This window comes from Bradyrhizobium stylosanthis (assembly GCF_001641335.1).
GTDB lineage: Bacteria > Pseudomonadota > Alphaproteobacteria > Rhizobiales > Xanthobacteraceae > Bradyrhizobium > Bradyrhizobium stylosanthis.
Window position 1 is genome coordinate 41,149 of record NZ_LVEM01000003.1, and the last position, 19,213, is coordinate 60,361.

At 66.5% G+C, this 19,213-nt stretch carries 14 protein-coding genes; 4 read left to right on the top strand and 10 right to left on the bottom strand.

Annotated features, from left to right (window positions below; genetic code table 11):
* The first annotated feature begins 144 nt into the window (after positions 1–144).
* Positions 145–414, top strand: a complete 270-nt coding sequence (locus tag A7X65_RS20025; RefSeq protein ID WP_063690615.1) for a hypothetical protein — start codon at positions 145–147, stop codon at positions 412–414.
* A gap of 157 nt (positions 415–571) precedes the next feature.
* On the opposite strand, the gene A7X65_RS42700 is transcribed toward A7X65_RS20025, so the two are convergent.
* Entirely contained in the window at positions 572–928 is a 357-nt protein-coding gene (locus tag A7X65_RS42700) for a hypothetical protein (protein ID WP_063687905.1), read from the bottom strand.
* Between the two features lie 364 nt (positions 929–1,292).
* Between A7X65_RS42700 and A7X65_RS20035 the strand changes: the two genes are divergently transcribed.
* Positions 1,293–2,423 carry a hypothetical protein gene (locus A7X65_RS20035; protein WP_245323678.1) on the top strand — a complete coding sequence of 377 codons (1,131 nt, stop codon included), beginning with the start codon at positions 1,293–1,295 and terminating at the stop codon, positions 2,421–2,423.
* A 127-nt stretch (positions 2,424–2,550) separates the two neighbouring features.
* Here the strand turns inward: A7X65_RS20035 and A7X65_RS20040 are convergent, their stop codons facing one another.
* Complete coding sequence (locus tag A7X65_RS20040) at positions 2,551–3,165, bottom strand: DUF2147 domain-containing protein (RefSeq protein WP_063687909.1); 615 nt, start codon at positions 3,163–3,165, stop codon at positions 2,551–2,553.
* Between the two features lie 126 nt (positions 3,166–3,291).
* Positions 3,292–4,320 carry an NAD(P)/FAD-dependent oxidoreductase gene (locus tag A7X65_RS20045; protein ID WP_063687911.1) on the bottom strand — a complete coding sequence of 343 codons (1,029 nt, stop codon included), beginning with the start codon at positions 4,318–4,320 and terminating at the stop codon, positions 3,292–3,294.
* Between the two features lie 182 nt (positions 4,321–4,502).
* Here A7X65_RS20045 and A7X65_RS20050 point away from each other — a divergent pair, with 182 nt between their 5' ends.
* A complete protein-coding gene (locus A7X65_RS20050) occupies positions 4,503–4,970 on the top strand; it encodes an acyl-CoA thioesterase (RefSeq protein ID WP_025037433.1) in 468 nt (155 codons plus the stop codon).
* 15 nt (positions 4,971–4,985) lie between these two features.
* Here the strand turns inward: A7X65_RS20050 and A7X65_RS20055 are convergent, their stop codons facing one another.
* Together A7X65_RS20055 and A7X65_RS20060 are read right to left on the bottom strand one after the other, a co-directional pair.
* On the bottom strand, positions 4,986–5,306 hold the full coding sequence (locus A7X65_RS20055) for a 2Fe-2S iron-sulfur cluster-binding protein (RefSeq protein ID WP_063687913.1): 321 nt from the start codon (positions 5,304–5,306) through the stop codon (positions 4,986–4,988).
* A 174-nt stretch (positions 5,307–5,480) separates the two neighbouring features.
* Positions 5,481–5,855, bottom strand: coding sequence for an Hpt domain-containing protein (locus A7X65_RS20060; RefSeq protein ID WP_145661278.1), 375 nt, complete (start codon positions 5,853–5,855; stop codon positions 5,481–5,483).
* Positions 5,856–6,251: 396 nt separating this feature from the next.
* On the opposite strand from A7X65_RS20060, the gene A7X65_RS20065 reads away from it, so the two are divergent.
* Complete coding sequence (locus A7X65_RS20065; RefSeq protein WP_063687916.1) at positions 6,252–11,966, top strand: apolipoprotein A-IV repeat region-like domain-containing protein; 5,715 nt, start codon at positions 6,252–6,254, stop codon at positions 11,964–11,966.
* Positions 11,967–12,033: 67 nt separating this feature from the next.
* On the opposite strand, the gene A7X65_RS20070 is transcribed toward A7X65_RS20065, so the two are convergent.
* From A7X65_RS20070 to A7X65_RS20090, 5 genes are all read right to left on the bottom strand, one after another.
* Positions 12,034–12,687: a response regulator gene (locus A7X65_RS20070; protein WP_082885008.1), complete on the bottom strand. Its 654-nt coding sequence runs from the start codon at positions 12,685–12,687 to the stop codon at positions 12,034–12,036.
* The gene (locus A7X65_RS20075; protein ID WP_063690617.1) at positions 12,684–16,229 is read right to left on the bottom strand and encodes a hybrid sensor histidine kinase/response regulator; all 3,546 of its coding nucleotides are present in this window, start codon (positions 16,227–16,229) and stop codon (positions 12,684–12,686) included. The genes A7X65_RS20070 and A7X65_RS20075 overlap by 4 nt, the downstream gene beginning before the upstream one ends.
* 147 nt (positions 16,230–16,376) lie before the next feature.
* The gene (gene mctP / locus A7X65_RS20080; protein WP_063687920.1) at positions 16,377–17,870 is read right to left on the bottom strand and encodes a monocarboxylate uptake permease MctP; all 1,494 of its coding nucleotides are present in this window, start codon (positions 17,868–17,870) and stop codon (positions 16,377–16,379) included.
* Positions 17,860–18,036, bottom strand: coding sequence for a DUF3311 domain-containing protein (locus A7X65_RS20085; protein ID WP_063687922.1), 177 nt, complete (start codon positions 18,034–18,036; stop codon positions 17,860–17,862). The genes mctP and A7X65_RS20085 overlap by 11 nt, the downstream gene beginning before the upstream one ends.
* Positions 18,037–18,309: 273 nt before the next feature.
* A complete protein-coding gene (locus A7X65_RS20090) occupies positions 18,310–19,185 on the bottom strand; it encodes an MlaD family protein (protein ID WP_063687924.1) in 876 nt (291 codons plus the stop codon).
* Between the last annotated feature and the right edge of the window lie 28 nt (positions 19,186–19,213).

The window sequence follows — 19,213 nt, forward strand, 5'->3', positions numbered from 1 at the left end:
AAAAACTTCGTCCGCGTTTCACGCCTTCGCACCAAGCAACCAATATGTGCGCTGGAGGCAACAGGAATGTTCGCATACGAGCGAACCTGCGCCGGCATCGACGCGACCAAACCTCCGATTGACATCTTTCACGGAGATTTTCCAATGCGCGTTCTTTCATTGAGTGCCGTTGCCGGTGCAATGATTGCCAGCTCGGCCGCAGCGTTCGCCGGCGAGCTTCCCTCTTACGAAGTGCAGTCGTTTCCGATCTCGACGACGCAGGTCCAGGTGCTCGGCGGCGCCGGCGTCGAAGAGCAGTCGACCGCGCCCACGATGATCGTCGCCGGCATGCCCGCCTCGCCCGCGCAGGTGTCAGTGCTGTCGCCGCGCGTGAAGCGGCTCGCGAGCGCGAACGCGCAGAGCGAAGCGCGCTAGGCTTCCGTCATCTCCCAACGACGACGACGACGTCATGGCCGGGCTTGTCCCGGCCATCCACGTCTTACCTCACGGCAGCAAGAACGTGGATGCCCGGGACAGGCCCGGGCATGACGACGTGTTCCACTCCGTCCACGCTCCTACGCCCTCGCGACCTCTACGTCATGCTGCCCGGCATGAAGCAGCGCACGCGTGGATGGCCGTCGATATAGTGCTTCCACACCATGGTTCGGCCGATCTTGTTCGGCACGGTGATCACGGCCCCCTCCGGCACCACCACCCATTCACCGTCGAGCTGCACGCGATAGCGTCCCTTGTCGGATTCCCAATCGACATCGGCGACGACGTAACCGTCGGCATCCGAACAGCATTGGCCGAACTCGCTGTGCAGGCTCTCGAACCAGGGTTTGAGCGGCGAGTTGGCGTAGCGTCCGTCATCGCGCGCCAGCGCTGAAGTGGCGAGCAGCGCCCCTGCGCCGAGCAGCAGCGCCGCACATGGTCTTGCAAGTCTCATGTCGTGTTCCCGCGGATCGAGATCGTCGCCGCGGGGGGACAATGCCGCCCGCGCCCCGCGCGGTGGAACGTGCGCGGCGGCGGCGACTCGTTCCCCCAGCAGCTTTGCGACAGCTATGCAAATCGGGCGCCAACGCGCATTCCGGGGAACTACTGCCGCACGCACTTGCCCACGATTGCGCAGGCCTGCATGCATGCCGCGCCAGCGATTTGTCGCGGCCATTTTCGAGGCTTTCCTTGTCGCATCTCAACGTGTACGAACAGGGCCGCGACCCGCATCGCATCCTTTAACCGGCTGTTTCGATTGAGAAATCAGGTGACGGCGTGACTGGCATTGGACCGTCGGCGCTATGAGTTCGAGAGAGTTGCTCCCTGGCCAGCAGGACGCGACCGATCTGCCCGCAAACCAGGTTCAGTTTGCGCTGGTGATTTCGCGCATGCTCGAGACGGTGAAGGACGACGCCGAAGCCCGGCGGCAGATGGTCTACGATCTGGCCCGCTACAAGCTCCAGGAGCAATTCACCTACGCCGACGCCAAGAACATCGACCAGATGAAGCAGGCGCTCGAGGTCGCAATCCAGGAAGTCGAGAAGTTCTCGCGTGAAGCGGGAGAGCTGGAGCGCTTGCCGCAACATCAGCTCGCCTCGCCCAGGATGGCCGAGGCCGGCGGCGTTCTGATGTCCGGCGATGCCACCGTTCTGCGCTCGGGGATCGAGACATCACGCAGCAAGCCACCTGCAGTCTCGGGCCCGCTCCTGCCGGTGATCAAGCGCACCGCGGCGATCCTGCTCGCCGCCGGCGCCGTGATCCTGATCGTCTCGCAGCGGGACAATATCGCCGCACTGCGCCGGCTGATCACGTCCCAGTCCCATGAGATCGCGCAGGTCGCGCCAAGGCCGGAGACGACGGTCGCGGTCGCGAAACCGGAAATGGTGACGCAAGCCGCCCCCGCTCCGACGCGCGTGCTTCCGACCGATTACGGCGTCTACGCTCTGATCGACGACAAGTCGCTGGCCGAGCTGATTGCGACCGGCGTGATGGCACCGGACATCCGCGTTGCGATCTCGCCGGAGTTCAGGAAGCCCGACAAGCCGCATCTGCCGAACGGCCGCGTCAAGTTCATCGTGTTCCGCCGCGACGTCGCCAGCGTGGTGCCCGAGCGCGTCGAGGTCCGGGTCGTCGCGAAGATCGCGAGGGAGTTTTCGAGCGAGGCCGCAGGCCGGGCGCTCAGCGGCGGAGACAATGCCGGCGTCATCCGCAACTTCTCCTATCCCTTCCGCGTCGCGCCGATTCCGGGAAAGGCCGAGATGTACGAGATCCACGGCGGCGATTCCGAGCTCGAGCTTCCGCCGGGACATTACGTCCTGAGCCTCGGGCCGCAGGCCTATTATTTCCAGGTCGACGGCGACATCACCGATCCCCGGCAGTGCCTCGAGCGCGTCGTTGCAGGCAGCGGCACCTTCTATGCGCCGTGCAAGATCGCAAAGACGTATTGACGGTCTCGTAGTCCGGGTGAGCGCAGCGACACCCGGGACAAGCGGTCGCGCATGTCGCTTCGCTCATGCAGGCTTCGGCAATCTCAAGTGAAGCCAACTGCGGCGACAACGATGTCGCGCGAAGTCCCTACTGCTTCGGCGCCGGCGCCATCATCGCGCCGCCCTTCTTGGCTGCGGGCGCGGGCGCCGGCTTCGTCGTCGCGGCAGTCGCCTGCGCCGGCAGATATTTGGCGACGATGGCGGGATCGACCTGGGCGATGTTCGCGTCGGGCAGGCGCGTCCAGGTCTCGTCCTTGCCGAACAGGGAAATGCCGAGGAAGCCGCGCATGGTCAGGGTCTGGCCATCCGGGCTCACACTCATCTTCGCCTTCCAGATGTTGCCGTCGCGCGGATTGACGACATTGCCGCCGTCATACTTCAAGCCGTCGCGCTTCATGTCGCGGATGAAGGAGAGTCCGAGCACCGGCTGGTTCTTGCGATCGTCGGTGCATTTCGTGCACGCCTCGTTCGGATCGTCGCCGGGGCGCGGAAAGGTTTTTGCGATCACGCCTTCGAAGATGCCGTTGTGGTCGATGAAGAGGAACCATCCCACGGTCTTGCCGTCTTCGACCTTCTGCCAGAGCCCGGCGGCGGTTGGCTGAGCCGAGGTCGCAGCCGGGACTTGCGCCGCAGCCGGACTCACCGCGCCGAGCAACAGCGCGAGGACGGGCAGCAGCCGGAAGCCGGAAAAAAGAGTTCGCATTATCATCACCTTGCTGAGCCAAACGCCTTTGCCAAGCCGCCTTTTGGAATGGCCGCAGACTACGGCGATTTCGCGGGCGGTTCCAGCACCAGAAACATGGGGCATGGCCGTCCCGGCCGCCCGGTGTCAGTTGACTCCGAGCTTCTTTTGCAGGCTGGAGGACGAGGTCGTGTACTGGAACACGAGCCGCTTCTCCGGATAGACATAACGATGGGCTTTTTGCGACATCAGCGCGCCCTCGTGGAAGCCGCACAGGATCAGCTTGATCTTGCCGGGATAGGTGTTGATGTCGCCGATGGCGAAGATGCCCGGCACGTTGGTCTCGAATGCGCTGGTCTCGACCGGCACCAGATTGTTCTCGAGCGCGATGCCCCAGTTCGCGACCGGACCGAGCTTCATGGTCAGGCCGAAGAACGGCAACATGGTGTCGCAGGCAATTTCGCTGACATTGTTGTCGTTGCCCTTGACGGTGGCGCCGGTCAGCTGGCCGTCGGCGCCGGTGAGCCCGGTGACCTGGCCGAGCCGCAGATCCATCTTGCCGCCGGCAACCAGCGCACGCATCTGCTCGACGCTGTGGGGCGCCGCACGGAAATCGTCGCGACGGTGCAGCAGCGTGATGCGCTTGGCCAGCGGATGCAGATTGAGCGTCCAGTCGAGCGCGGAATCGCCGCCGCCGACGATCAGCACGTTCTTGTCGCGGAAGGTTTCCATCTTGCGCACGGCGTAGTGCACCGAGGTGCCTTCATAGGCCTCGATGCCCGGCACGGGCGGACGCTTGGGCTGGAACGAGCCGCCGCCGGCGGCGATCACCACCACCTTGCATTCGAACACCTTGCCGGCGTCGGTGGTGCAGCGAAAGCCGGGATCGCCGATCTTCTCCACGGTCTCGATCATCTCGCCGAGATGGAAGGTCGGGTGGAACGGCTTGATCTGCTCCATCAGCGCGTCGGTGAGCCCCTGCCCCGACACCTGCGGAATTCCGGGAATGTCGTAGATCGGCTTTTCCGGATAGAGTTCGGCGCACTGGCCGCCGACCTTGTCGAGGATGTCGACGAAATGCGCCTTCATGTCGAGAAGGCCAAGCTCGAAGGCGGCGAACAGGCCGCAGGGGCCCGCGCCAATAATCAGCACATCGGTTTTGATCACGTCGCTCATGTCGTCTCTTTATCGATCGTTATCGGTTGGACGGCGCCCGTTGGGCAGAGGTGACCCTGCCTGTCTAGCCAACGGGGATGGATCAGGGAAGGCATAAAAGCGGGATCGCCCCGCAGCCACGCCCACTTGCCGGGCCAAAATAACTGGGCTGTAACGAGGTTGGATATGACGGAGATCAATCGGTGAACGCACCCGCCCGCCTCGACACGACGCCGCGCCTTGAGGACTTTCCGTTTCGGCTCAGCGACAACGTCCGCTTCGGCGACCTCGACCCGAACCAGCACGTCAACAACGCGGTCTACGCCACCTATTTCGAGACCGGCCGTGTCACGCTGATGAAGCTTCCCGAATACGGGCTGACCCCGCCGGGCCTCGCCTGGATCATGGTGCGGCTCGACATGCATTTTCGCGCGGAGCTGCACTGGCCGAACACGATCGAGCTCGGCCTTGGCGTCGTGAAACTGGGACGGACCTCGGTGACGTTCGAGCAGGTCGTGTTCTCGAACGGGACGTGCATTGCGTCGGCGACGTCGGTGGGCGTCCTGCTCGACGAGGCGACGCGGCGACCCGCGCCGCTGACCGCGGAGGTGATCGAGAAGCTCAGACCCTGGCACAAGCGCGGCATCGAGGTCGCGCCGCCGAGCATCTAGTATCCTAGGGGACGATCAGGCCTGACGTTCAGGCGTTCCGACGACGAGCCCGTCGAGTTCGTCGGAGACCTTGATCTGGCAGGACAGGCGCGAGTTCGGGCGCACGTCGAAGCCGAAATCGAGCATGTCCTCTTCCATCGGCGTCGGGCTGCCGACCTTCTCGCGCCAGGCTTCGTCGACATAGACATGACAGGTCGCGCAGGCACAGGCGCCGCCGCATTCGGCTTCGATGCCGGGGATGCTGTTGCGGATGGCGGCTTCCATCACGGTTGCGCCGTTCTCGACTTCCACCGTACGGGTTTCGCCCTTGTGGTCGACAAAGTGAATCTTGGCCATGTGTGCTCGTGCTGCCGCGATGTTGGGAATGAAGGAGGGTCCGGGCTGTCCTATAACGGGTCGGTTAGCCCGGCGCCATAGCGTTTTCGAGCGGCGAGGATCCCACCGCGCGCGCAGAAAACCCGTCAAATCAAACGGCTACTGCGCGGAGCCCCACATTTGTGGGGGGCCTGCCTAATGCTTCAGGATCGCGGCGATGGCGGCGCGGGCCTCGGCCACCGCCTCTTTCAGCGCGGCCAGGGCATGCGGCCGATCATGGCCGGTCCGGATCGCCGTCTCGAGGCCGGCAGCGGCGTCGGCCACCGCAAAGGCGCCGATCCCGCGGGCCGAGCCCTTGAGCTTGTGCGCGAGGGCGCCGGTCTCGGCCGGCACGGCCGTCATGGCCGCGAGCAGGCGAACCGCCTGCTCGGCGAACATTGCGAGCACTTCCTGCTCCAGCTCGGTGTCGCCAAGCGTCATCCGGGAGAGGTGGTCGAGGTCGAGCGGGCTGTCGACGGGCGCAAGCGGGGGCGAGGGCATCCAGTCTATCCGTTGCAGTTCAGGCGTCATGGCGCTGGCCCCGGCATCGCGTGACGGTTCCGCCGGTCCGGCGGCGAGTTCGCCCCACCCAAGCATGGAAATGGTTAACGAAATGTTTGGGCCGTTTTACCTAAATCCGCCCGCATATTGACGAAAAGTTGCCGCAATCGGCCGAGTCCGGTGGAGAATTGCATTTGTTGCTAAGGCGTTAGGGCGCGATCCTGTTAACGATGATTAAGATTGTCTTAATCGCAGGCATTTCATTCGCGACGCTCTGCCAATAGGATGTTGCGGAAATTGGCGGACAAGCCGTCCGGGTGGGGACGGCTCGGAGATCCGCATAAGCGGCATGATCCGGTCTGTGGGCTTGCGTAGCGCGCAGGGCTCGCGGGGGGCGTGTACAAGTAACGAGGGCTCGGACTGAACATGGCGAACACTCCCAAAAAGGTCAAAGACCCCACAGAAGTTGCGCTTTCTGCGATCCAGGAAGCCCTGAACATCAGCGATACCGCTGCGGACACCAGCCGCAACGCCTCGATGCGCGGCGAAACGGCGCCCCAGGTGGCGCCGCCCGCGCCCCCGGCGTTCGACGAGCCGGACTTCGAGCCGCGCCCCGCCGCCAACGAGCGCTCGACCGTGTTCGACACGATCGAGGAGCCGCGCACCACGCGCCGCGCCGCCAATGACGACCGCGAGACCATCGGCCAGCTGCTCCAGGCGCTTCAGAAGGGCCGCCCTGCCCGCAGCGTCTACACCTTCGCCACCATCTTTGCCGGCGTCTGGCTCGCCGCCTGCGCCGCGCTGACCGTCGGCTTCCTGCCCTCGATCCAGGCCGCCATGGGCCAGAGCGGCGGCGTGCTCGTCATCGCCGGCCTGATCGCGATGTTCTTCGCACCCATCATGCTGTTCTACTTCCTGGCGAGCCTCGTCTGGCGCGGCCAGGAAATGCGCATGATCGCCCAGGCGATGGCCCAGGTCGCGATCCGCTTCTCCGAGCCCGAAGGCTCGGCCTCCGATTCCATGGTCACCGTCGGCCAGGCCATCCGCCGCGAGGTCGCGGCGATGGGCGACGGCATCGAGCGCGCGATCGCGCGCGCCGGCGAGCTCGAAACGCTGGTCGCCAACGAGGTCGCGGCGCTCGAGCGCGCCTATAGCGACAACGAAGTGCGCATCCGCGCCCTGCTCCAGGACATCGCGCATCAGCGTGACAATCTGGTCGGCCAGGCCGAGCAGGTCCGCAGCGCCATCTCCGGCGTGCAGATCGACCTGCGCCACGACATCGCGCTGATCTCCGACGCCATCGCCTCGCGCGTCGACGAGGTCGCCAAGTCCATCACCGGCGCGCTGGAAGAGCGCGGCGCCCACATCACCAGCGCGCTGAGCAATGCCGGCGACAACATGATCCTGGCGCTCGGCGAGCGCGGCGGCGACCTGCTCGACCGCCTCGAGGAAGCCAGCAACGAGACCACGCGCGCCGTGCTCGATGCCAGCGAGCGGCTGACCACCAGCCTCAACTTCAAGACCGGCCACGTCCACGACGAGTTCGTCGACCTCGCCGACCGCGTCCACGAGATGCTGAACGAGCGTATCGACCGCATCACCGGCGAGTTCGAGCAGCGCTCCGCCGCGATCGTCGACGGTATCTCCGAGCGCACCGAGCAGGTGCACGACTCCTTGAAGAACTCGTCGGACTCGCTGCTGCTCGAGCTCGAGCTGCGCTCCAACGACCTCTCGGCCAAGATCGACGACGCCGGCAGCCGCCTCGCCAACCACATCATGACGAGCGGCGACAAGGCGAGTGAGGCGCTCGACGCCACCGTCAACACCCTCGTCGCCAAGGTCGTCAGCCAGACCGAGACCGCGCACGACTCGCTGTCGCTGCAGATGAGCGCCTTCGACGAGCTGGTGAAGAACCAGGGCACCGAGCTGGTCGAGAAGTTCGCGCGCGATTCCGGCACGCTGGGCGCGCTGATCACCCGCCACATCTCCGAGTTCGACCGCACCGTGAAGACGTTCGGCGGCGAGATCGTCGATCGCATGGGCCAGCGCACGCAGGACATCCACGAGTCGCTGAAGACCTATGTCGACAATTTCGACACCCGCCTCACCTCGAACGGCGGCCAGATCACGGCCGTGCTCGACCAGCGCCTGGTCGAGTTCGAGACCACGATCGGCGAACGCGTCACCAACCTCGACGCCTCGCTGAACGGCAAGATCGCCGGCCTCGACAACACGATCGAAGGCCACATCAAGACCTTCGACGAGCAGCTCGGCGGCCGCGTCGGCGCGCTGGAGCAGTCGTTCGACACCCGCGCGAGGTCCGTCACCGAGACCATCGACGGGCGTCTCAACACGCTCGCGACCTCGCTCACCGACGGTGCCGCGCAGGCGATCCAGTCGATCGACTCCCGCCTCACCCACCTCACGTCGTCCCTCACCGACGGCGCTTCGCAGGCCATCGAGACCATCGATGCGCGCCTCAACCACCTCTCGACCTCGCTGACCGATGGTGCGTCGCAGACCATCCAGTCGATCGACACTCGCCTGACCCACCTCACGACGACGCTCAACGGCGGCGCGACGCAGGCGCTCGAATCCATCGACTCCCGCCTCACCTACCTGACGACCGCCGTGACCAACGGCGCCTCGCAGGCCGTGCAGTCGATCGACACGCGCCTCACGCTGCTGACCTCGACGATCACCGACGGCACCGCGCAGGCGATCGAGGCGGTCGACCGCCGCATCACCGGCGTCACCGAGCTGATCGACGGCCGCAGCACGCACCTGACCGACACGGTCACGGCGCGCTTCCAGGACATCCAGCAGGCCATCGAGACCAAGGTCGGCTCGGTCGCCAACGACATCGACGTCCGCGTGGCGCAGTTCGAAGACCTGCTCGGCTCGCGCGTCGAGGCCGTGGCCGGCCGCATCGAGAGCAGCGGCCGCCAGGCCAGCGAGGACATGATGTCCCGCGCCGAGATGATCTCGACCGCGATCCGCTCGCATGTCGAGGACGCCGAGCGCTCGCTCACCAACCTCGTCGTCAACACCAGCGAGACGATCCAGACCGGTGCGCGCACCGCCCAGCAGTCGCTGATGACGGTCTCCTCCGACGTCAACGCCCAGCTCAAGATGACCTCGTCCGAGGTCGAGCGCGCGCTGACCGCGGTCGGCACCGGCGCTGCGAACTCGATCCTGACCAGCGCCCGCGAGGCGCAGTCGAGCCTGGTCGCCGCCTCGGGCGATGCGTCCACCCAGATCAAGGGCCTCGCGGCCGACGTCGAACGCACGCTGTCCGCGGCGGGCTCGGCGACCGCAGCCTCGATCCTGGCCGGCGCCCGCGAGGTGCAGACCACGCTCGTCACGGCGTCCTCGGACGCGGCCAACCACGTCAAGACGCTCACCGCCGACGTGCAGCGCTCGCTCTCGATGGCAGGCACCACCACGGCGGAATCGATCACCGCCGGCGCCCGCGACGCGCAGAGCGCGCTGGTCGCGGTCTCGAGCGAGACCGCCAACCAGATCAAGGCGCTGTCCTCGGACGTGCAGCGCTCGCTCTCGATGGCAGGCACCGCGACGGCCGAGAGCATCATGGCCGGCGCCCGCGAAGCCCAGAGCACGCTGGTCACGGCATCCACGGATGCGGCAAGCCAGGTCAAGTCGCTCGCGGCCGAAGTGCATCGTTCGCTCTCGCAGGTCGGTCAGACCACCGCCGAGACGATCACCACCAGCGCCCGCGACGCCCAGAGCACGCTTCTTGCTGTCTCCGCCGAGCAGACCGGCCAGGTCCGTTCGCTCGCGGCCGAGATGCAGCGCGCGCTGGCGACCGCCGGCGGCGCCACCATCGAGGCGCTCACCAGCGGCGTGCGCGAGGCGCAGGGCACCCTGATCTCCTCCTCCACGGAAGCTGCGAGCCAGATCAAATCGCTCACCACGGATATCGAGCGCACGCTGACCGCGGTCGGCGCCGACACCGCCTCGACCATCCTGAACAGCGCGCGTGAGGCCCAGACCTCGCTGACCTCGACCTCGGCGGACGCCGCGAGCCAGATCCGCACGATCTCGACCGAGATCGAGCGTGCGCTGAGCTCGGCGACCACGAACGCGACCAACGACATCCAGACCAGCGCGCTGAATGCCCAGAACGCGCTGATCTCCGCCTCCAACGAGGCGAGCTCGCGCGTCAAGTCGAGCTCGGCCGACGTCGAGCGCTCCGTGCTCGCCGCCAGCTCCAGCTTCGGCCAGGCCATGACTGGCAAGACCGACGAGATCGTCACCTATGTGCAGCAGCAGGCCGACCGCCTGTCGAACATGATCGACTCCAAGCGCGGCGCCCTGGTCGACGCGATCGGCTCGAAGACCAGCCAGCTCACGCTCGACATCGACCGCGTCACCTCCGATGCGCTCAAGTCGATCGAGACGCGCGGCCATGCGTTCTCGCAGACCATGATGGGCAACGGCTCCGAAGTCGCCCGCACCATCAACGCGGCAAGCGAGATCGCCACCAGCGCGGTGGGCAAGTCGCTCAAGGACCTCGAGCAGGCCTCGCGTTCCGCGATCGACCAGTCGCGCCAGGTCTCGATCGCGGCCGTCACCGAGATGCAGGAGACCAGCAAGATCCTGCGCACCGACACGGTCGCCCTGTTCGAGCGCCTGCGCGAAGGCAACATCCTCCTCCAGGAGGTGCTGACCGGTGCGCACGACAACCTCAACTCGCTCGAGCGGGCGCTGGTGACGCGTGTCGCCGACTTCGTCTCGGCGATGAACGACGTCACCTCGCGCAACGGTGCGGCGACGCAGAACCTGGAAGACCAGCTCAACGTCTTCAACAGCAAGACCACGAAGGCGCTCCAGGACCTCGGCGAGCTGTCGACCCAGTTCGACGCACACGGCAAGGCCCTGGTCGACGCCGCCCAGGTCGTCGAGCAGAGCAACAAGAACACCACCGCCTCGCTCGCCGAGCGCAAGCAGGCGCTGGAATCGCTCGTCACCACGATCGACCTGCGCACGGCCGATCTCGACCAGCGACTGTCGCGCTTCACCGGCCTGCTCGATGAATCGCTGGCCGCGGCCGAAGAGCGTGCCCGCGACATCGCCCGCGTCGTCGCCGAGACCGCCGGTGCGGGATCTGCCGCGATCACCCGCCAGTTCGAGGCGGTGCGGTCGGCGTCCGAGGAAGAGCACCGCCAGACCATCGAGGCGATGCACGACATCTACCGCCAGACTACGGACGAGGCGGATGCGATGTTCAAGCAGTCGACCGAGAAGTTCACCAACCTCGTGTCCAGCATGAAGCAGATGGCCTTCGAGATGCACAACGAGCTCGAAGCCACCCGCAACGAGCTGCGCCGCGGCGTGCTCGAGATGCCGCAGGAGGCCGCCGAGAGCACTGCGCAGATGCGCAAGGTGATCGTCGACCAGATCGAGGCCCTCGCCGAGCTCAACCGTATCGTGGCCCAGCATGGCCGCGGCCTCGACGTCAGCACGACGGGCCGCGCGTCCGTCGCCGTCCAGCGCCAGGAAGAGCCGATGATGGCGTCTGCCGGCGGTCGTGGCACGGAGACCCGCATGCGCGACACCGGCAGCGCCTCGACGCTGCCGCCGCCGGACCTCGGCATGCCCGCCACCTCGCGCCGCACCGAAGCGCCGCCGGTCGCCCCCGGCAACGACCAGGGCCGCGACGGCTGGCTGTCGGACCTGCTGAACCGCACGGACGCCAACCAGGCCGCTCCGGCCGGCCGTCCCGAGGCTCCGCGTGCACGCCCGGCGCCCGCCCCGCAACCGCAGGCCCCGCAGGGTAGCGGCAATCCGCTGGAATCGCTGTCGCTCGACATCGGCCGGCTGATGGACCGCAACCTCGCCGCCGAGATGTGGGACCGCTACCAGCGCGGCGAGAACAAGGCCTTCACCAAGCGCCTGTACACGCCCGCCGGCCAGAAGGCCTTTGACGAGGTCGCCCGCAAGTACCGCGCCGACCGCAACTTCAAGGGCACGGTCGACCGCTACGTCGCCGAGTTCGAGCGCCTGCTCGACGAAGTCGCCCGCGACGGCCGCGGCCCGCAGGAGCTGCGCGGCCACCTGACCTCGGAGACGGGTCTGGTCTACACGCTGCTCGCCCACGCGGCGGGCCGGCTGGGGTAAGCGCGACAACGACACGAATAGAAAACGGAGGCCTCACGGCCTCCGTTTTTGTTTGGATGTCCCTGGCTCAATTGCCGCCGGGTTGGGCGAACGACAGCCGCTCGGCCAGCACCGCGGCCTGGGTGCGCGAACCGACGCCGAGCTTGCGCAGGATCGTCGAGACGTGGCCTTTCACGGTCTGCTCGGCGATGTCGAGCTCGCCAGCGATCTGCTTGTTGAGCTTGCCCTCCACGATCATCGCGAGAATGCGCAGCTGCTGCGCCGACAGCGTGGCCATTCGCGCGGCGAGCTCGACATCGGAGCTCTGGATCGAGCCGCGGCCGCCGACATTGGGAGGCATCCAGATCTCGCCTGCGAGGATCTTCGTGATCGCCTCCGCCATCTCCGGCAGGCCGAGCGATTTCGGAATGTAGCCGGATGCGCCGTAGGCGATGGCGCGGCGGATCGTGGCGGCGTCCTGCCGCGCCGAGATGATCGCCACCGGCACCGTCGGGAACTGGGCCGAGAGGATGAACAGCGCGGCAAACCCCTGGATGCCCGGCATGGTCAGGTCCCAGAGGATCAGGTCGATGTCGTCCGACTGGACCGTCAGGACGCCGATCGCCTCGTCCAGCGACTGGCAGGCGACGATGTCGAGATCGGGCAACACGCTCGACAGCGCGCTGCGCAACGCGGCCTGCACCAGCGGATGGTCGTCGCCGATCAGGATGCGCATTGTCAGGGAGTCCTCTGTTTGGTCCCGAACTGCCGGCTCAGGGCTTCGCCGCCGAGGAAACGCCGCAGCGCCGCCGGCTTGACCGGCTTCGACAGGACCTCGCAGCCGCGCCCCCGCGCCTCCTTGCGCATCGCTTCACTGCGATCGCCGGTGACGACCAGCGCGCGGACGTCGCGCCCCGACTTCTGCCTTAGATCGTCGAGAAAGTCCAAGCCGTTGCGGTCGCCATCGAGATGGTAGTCGAGCAGCACGATATCGGGTGGGGCGGCGGTGGCCGCTTCCATCGCCTCCGCTGCATCGGCTGCGACCAGCACGCGATGTCCCCAGCCGCCGAGCAGCGCCGTCAGGCCCTCGAGGATCGCCGCATCATTGTCCAGGCACAGGATCGTCAGCGGCCGCTCCGGCGCCGCTGGCGCGGTCATCACGGGATTGCGTTGAAGCGGACGGCCCGGCCCGGGAGCAAGCGGCACCGTGACGGCAAAGCACGAGCCATGTCCCGGACGCGAGCGGACGTCGACGGCGTGGTCGAGCAACCGCGACACACGCTCGACGATGGCGAGCCCGAGGCCCAATCCCTTTGCCGCCCCGGGCGCGAGGCGCTGGAACTCCTCGAAGATGCGCTTCTGGTCCTCGGCAGCGATTCCGACGCCGGTGTCCCAGACCTCGATGCGCAGGCCGCCGCCGCGCCGCCGGCAGCCCAGCAGGATGCGCCCCCCGGGCGTGTAGCGAAGTGCGTTCGACAGCAGGTTCTGCAGGATCCGGCGCAGGAGATGCGGATCGCTGCGCACCGCGAGGCGGCAATCGACGACGCGCAGAACGAGCCCGCGTTCGCGCGCCATCGCCGAGAACTCGACGTTCAGTTGCGCCAGCATATCCGCGATCGGGAAGTCGGATATCTCGGCGCGAACGGCGCCGGCATCGTAGGAGGATATGTCGAGCAGCCTGTCGAGCACGTGCTCGGTCGAGCGCAGCGCCGTGATCGCGCTGGTCGCGAGGGTGCGCTCCTTGCCGGCATCGCCGGCGCGCGAGGCGGCGTGCAGACTCTCGTCGAGTGCCGACAGGAACAGACGGGCCGCATTCAGCGGCTGCAGCAGGTCGTGGCTTGCCGCCGCCAGGAAGCGGGTCTTGCCGAGATTGGCCTGCTCGGCTTCGGCCTTCGCCTGTTCGAGCGCCTCTGTCCGCTCGCGGACGCGCAGCTCGAGTCCCTCATTGGCGCGCCGCAAGGCTTCGGCGGCACGGTGGCGCTCGGTCACGTCGGTATAGGTCGAGACGTAACCGCCCTCGGCGGTGCGGTCATAGACGATCTCGAGCACCGTGCCGTCGGGCCGCTTGCGCTCATAAAGATACGGCCAGCTTTGCCTGGCGACGTCACGGTTGACCAGCAGCGCGGCGAATTCGGAGGCGGCATATTCGCCGCGCTCGACGTTGAAGACGATGAGGTCCGCGAGCGGAAGCCCCACGCGCACGAAATCCGGCGGCAGATCCAGCAGCGCGATGAAGCGGCCGTTCCATGCCGTGATATTGAACTCGGCATCGAACGCGCAGATGCCCTGCGGCACGCTCTCGAGAGTGCTCTGCAACAGGCTGCGGTTGAAGCGCAACGCTTCGGAGGCCTCGTCGAGCATCGCCATCGCCGCCCGCCGCGACAGCGAATGCCCTTCCAGCGAGGCCGCGATCACCACCCGCGCCGAAGCCGCGCCGATCGCGCCGGCGAGCAGGTTCTCGGTGAACCGGATCGCGTCGAGATCGACGAGCCCCGACGGATCGAGGCGCGGCCCGGCACCTGCGACACGGGCCGCCAGATAATTGTCGAAGGCCGCGGCGCCGCGCTCGGCGCCGACGAAGCGCAGCGCCAGCGCACGGAGATCGTTCAGCCCGACCACCACGCGCGAGGACAGTTTCGGGATCGACTCGCGGACGACGCCATCGGCGAACGCGGCGGCCTGGTTGCGCTCGACGGTCGATTGCCGTCCGAGCATCGAGAACATCACGAAGCAGACGAGGTTGGCCCCGAGGCTCCAGAGCGTGGCGTGCGAGATCGGATCGACCCCTTCGAGACCGAACAGCGCGTTGGGCTTGAGCCAGGCGAGCTGCCAGGGGCCCTGGCGAACGATCTCCGCAATCCCCGGCCAGAGCGGCGCGGCCGAGGGAAGCAGCAGCGTATAGGCCCAGATGAAGAAGCCGGCCGCGATCCCGATCGAGGCGCCGGCCTTGTTGGCGCGCGGCCAGAACAGCCCTCCGACGAACGCCGGACCGAACTGGGCTACCGCGACGAACGACAGGAGGCCGATCACGGTGAGCGGATAGGACTGGTTGACAAGGCGGTGCATCAGATAGGCGAGCAGCAGGATGCCGAGGATCGAGAGCCGCCGCACCGCCACGAGCACCGACGTCATCGGGCGGCTCTGCGCGCGCGGCCCGAACACGCGCGAGCGCAACAGCAGCGGCATGATGACGTCGTTGCAGAGCATGGTGCTGAGTGCGACGGACGTCATGATGACCATGCCGGTTGCGGCCGACAGACCGCCGAGGAAGGCGATCAGGCTGACAGTGCCCGCATCCGCCGCGATCGGCAGGGAGATGACGTAGGTGTCGGGGTCCATCATCGCGCCGAACCGGGTCAGCCCGGCTGCAGCGATCGGCAGGATCAGCAGGCTGAACAGCGCAAGATAGGCCGGATAGAGCCACGCGGCGGTGCGCGTGTGGTTCGGGCTCTCATTCTCGACGACGGCGACGTGGAACGCCTGCGGCAGGCACAGGAAAGCGATGGCTGAGATGATGATCGTCGCAGGCCACACCGGCTGCGCCGGATCGAAGGTCAGAATGCCCGCCAGTTGCGGCTCGGATTGCAGCTGCGACAACAGCGCAGCCGGCCCGCCTGATAGCCCGAACAGCACGAAAAGTGCGACGATGAGAAACGCCAGCAGCTTGACGACGCTCTCGAACGCGATCGCGAGCATGAGCCCGCGATGATGCTCGCTGGCATGGACATGCCGGACGCCGAACACGATCGCGAACAGCGCCATCGACGCTGCCACGCCGAACGCCGAGTCCTGCCAGAACCTCAATGTCTCACCGCCGGCGCGCTCGGGCTGCAGGATCAGATAGTCGAAACTCTTGCCGACCGCCTTGAGCTGAAGCGCGATATAGGGAAGCACGCCCAGCAGCGACGCGAGCGTCACGAAGGCCGCGAGCACCTGGCTCTTGCCGTAGCGCGCGGCGATGAAGTCCGCGATCGAGGTAACGTTCTGCGCCTTGGCGATCGCGATCACCTTGGACAGGAGCTTCTGGCCGAACAGCAGCACCAGCGTCGGACCGATATAGATCGTGGCAAAGTCCAGCCCGCTGGTGGCCGCGCGTCCGACGGATCCGTAAAAGCTCCACGACGTGTTGTAGACCGCAAGCGTCAGGCAATAGCTGATCGCGGCCGTCGCGGAGCTCGGCGACACCAGCGCGCCTCCGGCGCTCCGCCGGTCGCCCCACCAGGCCACCAGGAACAGCGTGGTCACATAGCCGGCAGCGACCGCAAGAACGAACCACGCCTGCAAGATATCCTCACCCGAGACCATCCGATCCGCCGGCGACGAGCGGGGCCGGATCGCGGGCGGATACTATAGCGTTTTCAACTGCATGAAAGGCCATTTCAATGCGGAGACGAGCGGCGGCCGAAGCGATTTCCCGGCCGCCGATCACAGTCACTCAGCCGCCTCGCGGGACAGCCGTTGCTGCGGTGCGCGCTTGAGCACGAGGTTGACCACGACGGCCACCACGATGTTGAGCGCGAGCGCCAACAGACCGGTGTAGACCGCGACCGGACCCGCGCCGAGGTCCATGCTGTGCAGCGGCTTCAATCCGTCCGACCAGGCGAGCCACGATCCACCCGCGAGGCCGACGGCCCAGCCGGCCAGAAGCGCCGAGCTCGAGAACCAGTTCAGATAGAGACCGAACACCAGCGCCGGCAGCGTCTGCAGGATCCAGAGGCCCCCGAGCAGCTGCAGGTCGAGCGCGAACTGCGTCGGCATCAGGAGGATGGCGAGCAGCGCACCGACCTTCACCAGCATGGAGGTGATCTTGGCGACCTTCGCCTCACCTGCCGGCGTCACCTTCGGATCGACCCACACCTTCCAGAAATTGCGGGTGAACAGGTTGGCCGCGCCGATGCTCATGACGGCGGCCGGCACGAGCGCGCCGATCGCGATCGCGGCGAAGGCAAAGCCCGCGAACCAGCTCGGAAACAGCGTCTTGAACAGCTCCGGCACGACGTCGTTGTTGCTCGCGAGCTTCAGCCCCGCCGCATGGCCCATGTAGCCCAGCAGCGCGAGCAGGCCGAGCAGCAGCGTGTAGGCCGGCAGCAACATCGCGTTCTTGCGGATGGTATTGCCGCCCGAGGAGGCGAAGATGCCGGTCAGCGTGTGCGGGTACATGAACGCGGCGAGCGCCGAGCCCAGCGCCAACGAGGCATAGGGCACGATCTGCGCCGGCGACAGCAGGATGCCGCCTGTGCCTTTCTTGGCGAAGGCCGCGTCCGCCGCGGTGAAGATCTCACCGTAGCCACCGAGCTTGGACGGCACGATCGCGATCGCTGCGATCACCACGATGTAGATCATGATGTCCTTGACGAAGGCGATCAGCGCCGGCGCGCGCAGGCCCGACGAATAGGTGTAGAGCGCCAGCACCAGGAAGGCGAGCACGAGCGGCACCTCGCCGTGAAGGCCGAGCGCCTTGATCGCGACCTCCATGCCGATCAGCTGGAGCGCGATGTAAGGCATCGTCGCCAGCACACCGGTCGCGGCGACCGCAAGCTCGAGCCCGCGCGATCCGTAGGCGCCGCGTACGACGTCGCCCGCGGTGACGTAGCCGCGCTCCTTGGCAACCTTCCACAGCACCGGCATCACCGCGAACACGAAGGGATAAACGATGATGGTGTAGGGCAACGCAAAGAAGCCGTAGGCGCCGACTGCATAGACCAGGGCCGGAACGGCGATCACGGTGTAGGCGGTGTAGAAATCGCCGCCGACCAGGAACCAGGTGATCCAGGTCCCGAACTTGCGGCCCCCGAGGCCCCACTCGTCGAGATGGGCGAGCGTCTCCGGCTTGCGCCAGCGCGAGGCGACGAAGCCCATGCCCGTGACGAGGACGAAAAGAGCGAGGAATACGGCGAATGCCGCGCTATCTACATTAGTCAGCACGGCGCACGCTCCTGTAGACGATGTAGGTGAGGAGCGAGGTCAGGGGCACCCAGGCGAGCTGGTACCAATAGAAGAACGGGAAGCCGAACAGATAGGGCTCCCGGATATTGTAGAACGGCACGATCATCAGGCCGATGAACGGCAACAACAGTAACAGACGTATCACGCTCTCCTCCCCATGTGAGTGAAGTCGACGCCTTTGCGTGGGCGCGACTTGAGCGCGATATAGCGGACAAAGACGGCCAGCCCCTCCCCCTACCTTGGCTCGGCCACCCCCCATACTTTCGTATCGCCATGGCCCGCCGCGCACTCCGTCGTTGCGAGCAATCCGCGACAAGATTGCGTAGCAGTCTTACGCAGGCAACGAAGCAATCCCGACTGCCTCGATAGAGACAATCTGGATTGCTTCGCTACGCTCGCAATGACGGAGGAGAGTGCGTTACTGCTGCCGCCTGGGCGGCGTCGCCGCCGGCTTCGGCGGCTCGGGCGGCGGGGCGGCTTGCGATGAGTTGCTGGCGCCGAACAGCACGCGGGTCGGGTTGCGGTCGAAATTGTTCACGGCGCGGCTGATGTCGCCGAGCGTGCGACGGCCGTCGGCCATCAACGCACCGGAGCGCTTGTCGAAATCGTCGGCGAGCTCGCGGATCGACTTCACCGCCTGGAACAGCTCGCCGCCGTCCTTGCCGCCGGCCAGCGTGTTGAGGCCGAGCATGAGGCTGTCAGCCTTGAGCATGACGCCGTCGACCTTGGCCATCACGCCGTCGATCTTCTCGGAGTTGCGCGCCAGCGAGTTGGTGAAGGTCTCGAGATTCTTCAGCGAGTTCTTCACCGACTCCTGATTGTCGGCGACGATCTTGTTGATGTTCTGCAGCGTGCCGCGGATCGCCTCGGTGACGTCCTGCAGCTTGTTGGGATCGGCCGTCAGCGTCGGGATGCCGTCCTGGTCGAGCGGTGGCGGGGCGGCCGCCTCCTCGCCGCCCTTAAGCGAGATCGCGGCGACGCCGGTCAGGCCCTGGAATTCGAGGCCGACCAGGGTGTCCTTGCGGATCGGGGCGTTGTTCTCGATCATGGCGAGTGCGACAACCCGCCGCGGGTTGTCCAGCTTCACCGAGACCACCTCACCCACCCGGATACCGTTGAAGTTGACGCTGCCGCCGTTGCGCAGGCCCGCCGCCGGCCCCTCGAACACGACGCGCAGCGGGCTGCGCTGCTTGGTCGTGTGCAGCGACTGGAACCAGAGCACGAAGCCGATCGCCGCGGCGATCACCGCCAGCGTGAAGGATCCGATCAATACGTAATTCGCCCGCGTTTCCATCAGGTGCTCCGGCTACTCAACCCAGCTA

Bases quoted from the DNA above. Each gene is read 5' to 3' on its own strand.
- A7X65_RS20025 (WP_063690615.1), top strand. From the start codon at position 145: ATGCGCGTTCTTTCATTGAGTGCCGTTGCCGGTGCAATGATTGCCAGC.
- A7X65_RS42700 (WP_063687905.1), bottom strand. From the start codon at position 928: ATGAGACTTGCAAGACCATGTGCGGCGCTGCTGCTCGGCGCAGGGGCG.
- A7X65_RS20040 (WP_063687909.1), bottom strand. From the start codon at position 3,165: ATGCGAACTCTTTTTTCCGGCTTCCGGCTGCTGCCCGTCCTCGCGCTG.
- A7X65_RS20045 (WP_063687911.1), bottom strand. From the start codon at position 4,320: ATGAGCGACGTGATCAAAACCGATGTGCTGATTATTGGCGCGGGCCCC.
- A7X65_RS20055 (WP_063687913.1), bottom strand. From the start codon at position 5,306: ATGGCCAAGATTCACTTTGTCGACCACAAGGGCGAAACCCGTACGGTG.
- A7X65_RS20060 (WP_145661278.1), bottom strand. From the start codon at position 5,855: ATGACGCCTGAACTGCAACGGATAGACTGGATGCCCTCGCCCCCGCTT.
- A7X65_RS20065 (WP_063687916.1), top strand. From the start codon at position 6,252: ATGGCGAACACTCCCAAAAAGGTCAAAGACCCCACAGAAGTTGCGCTT.
- A7X65_RS20090 (WP_063687924.1), bottom strand. From the start codon at position 19,185: ATGGAAACGCGGGCGAATTACGTATTGATCGGATCCTTCACGCTGGCG.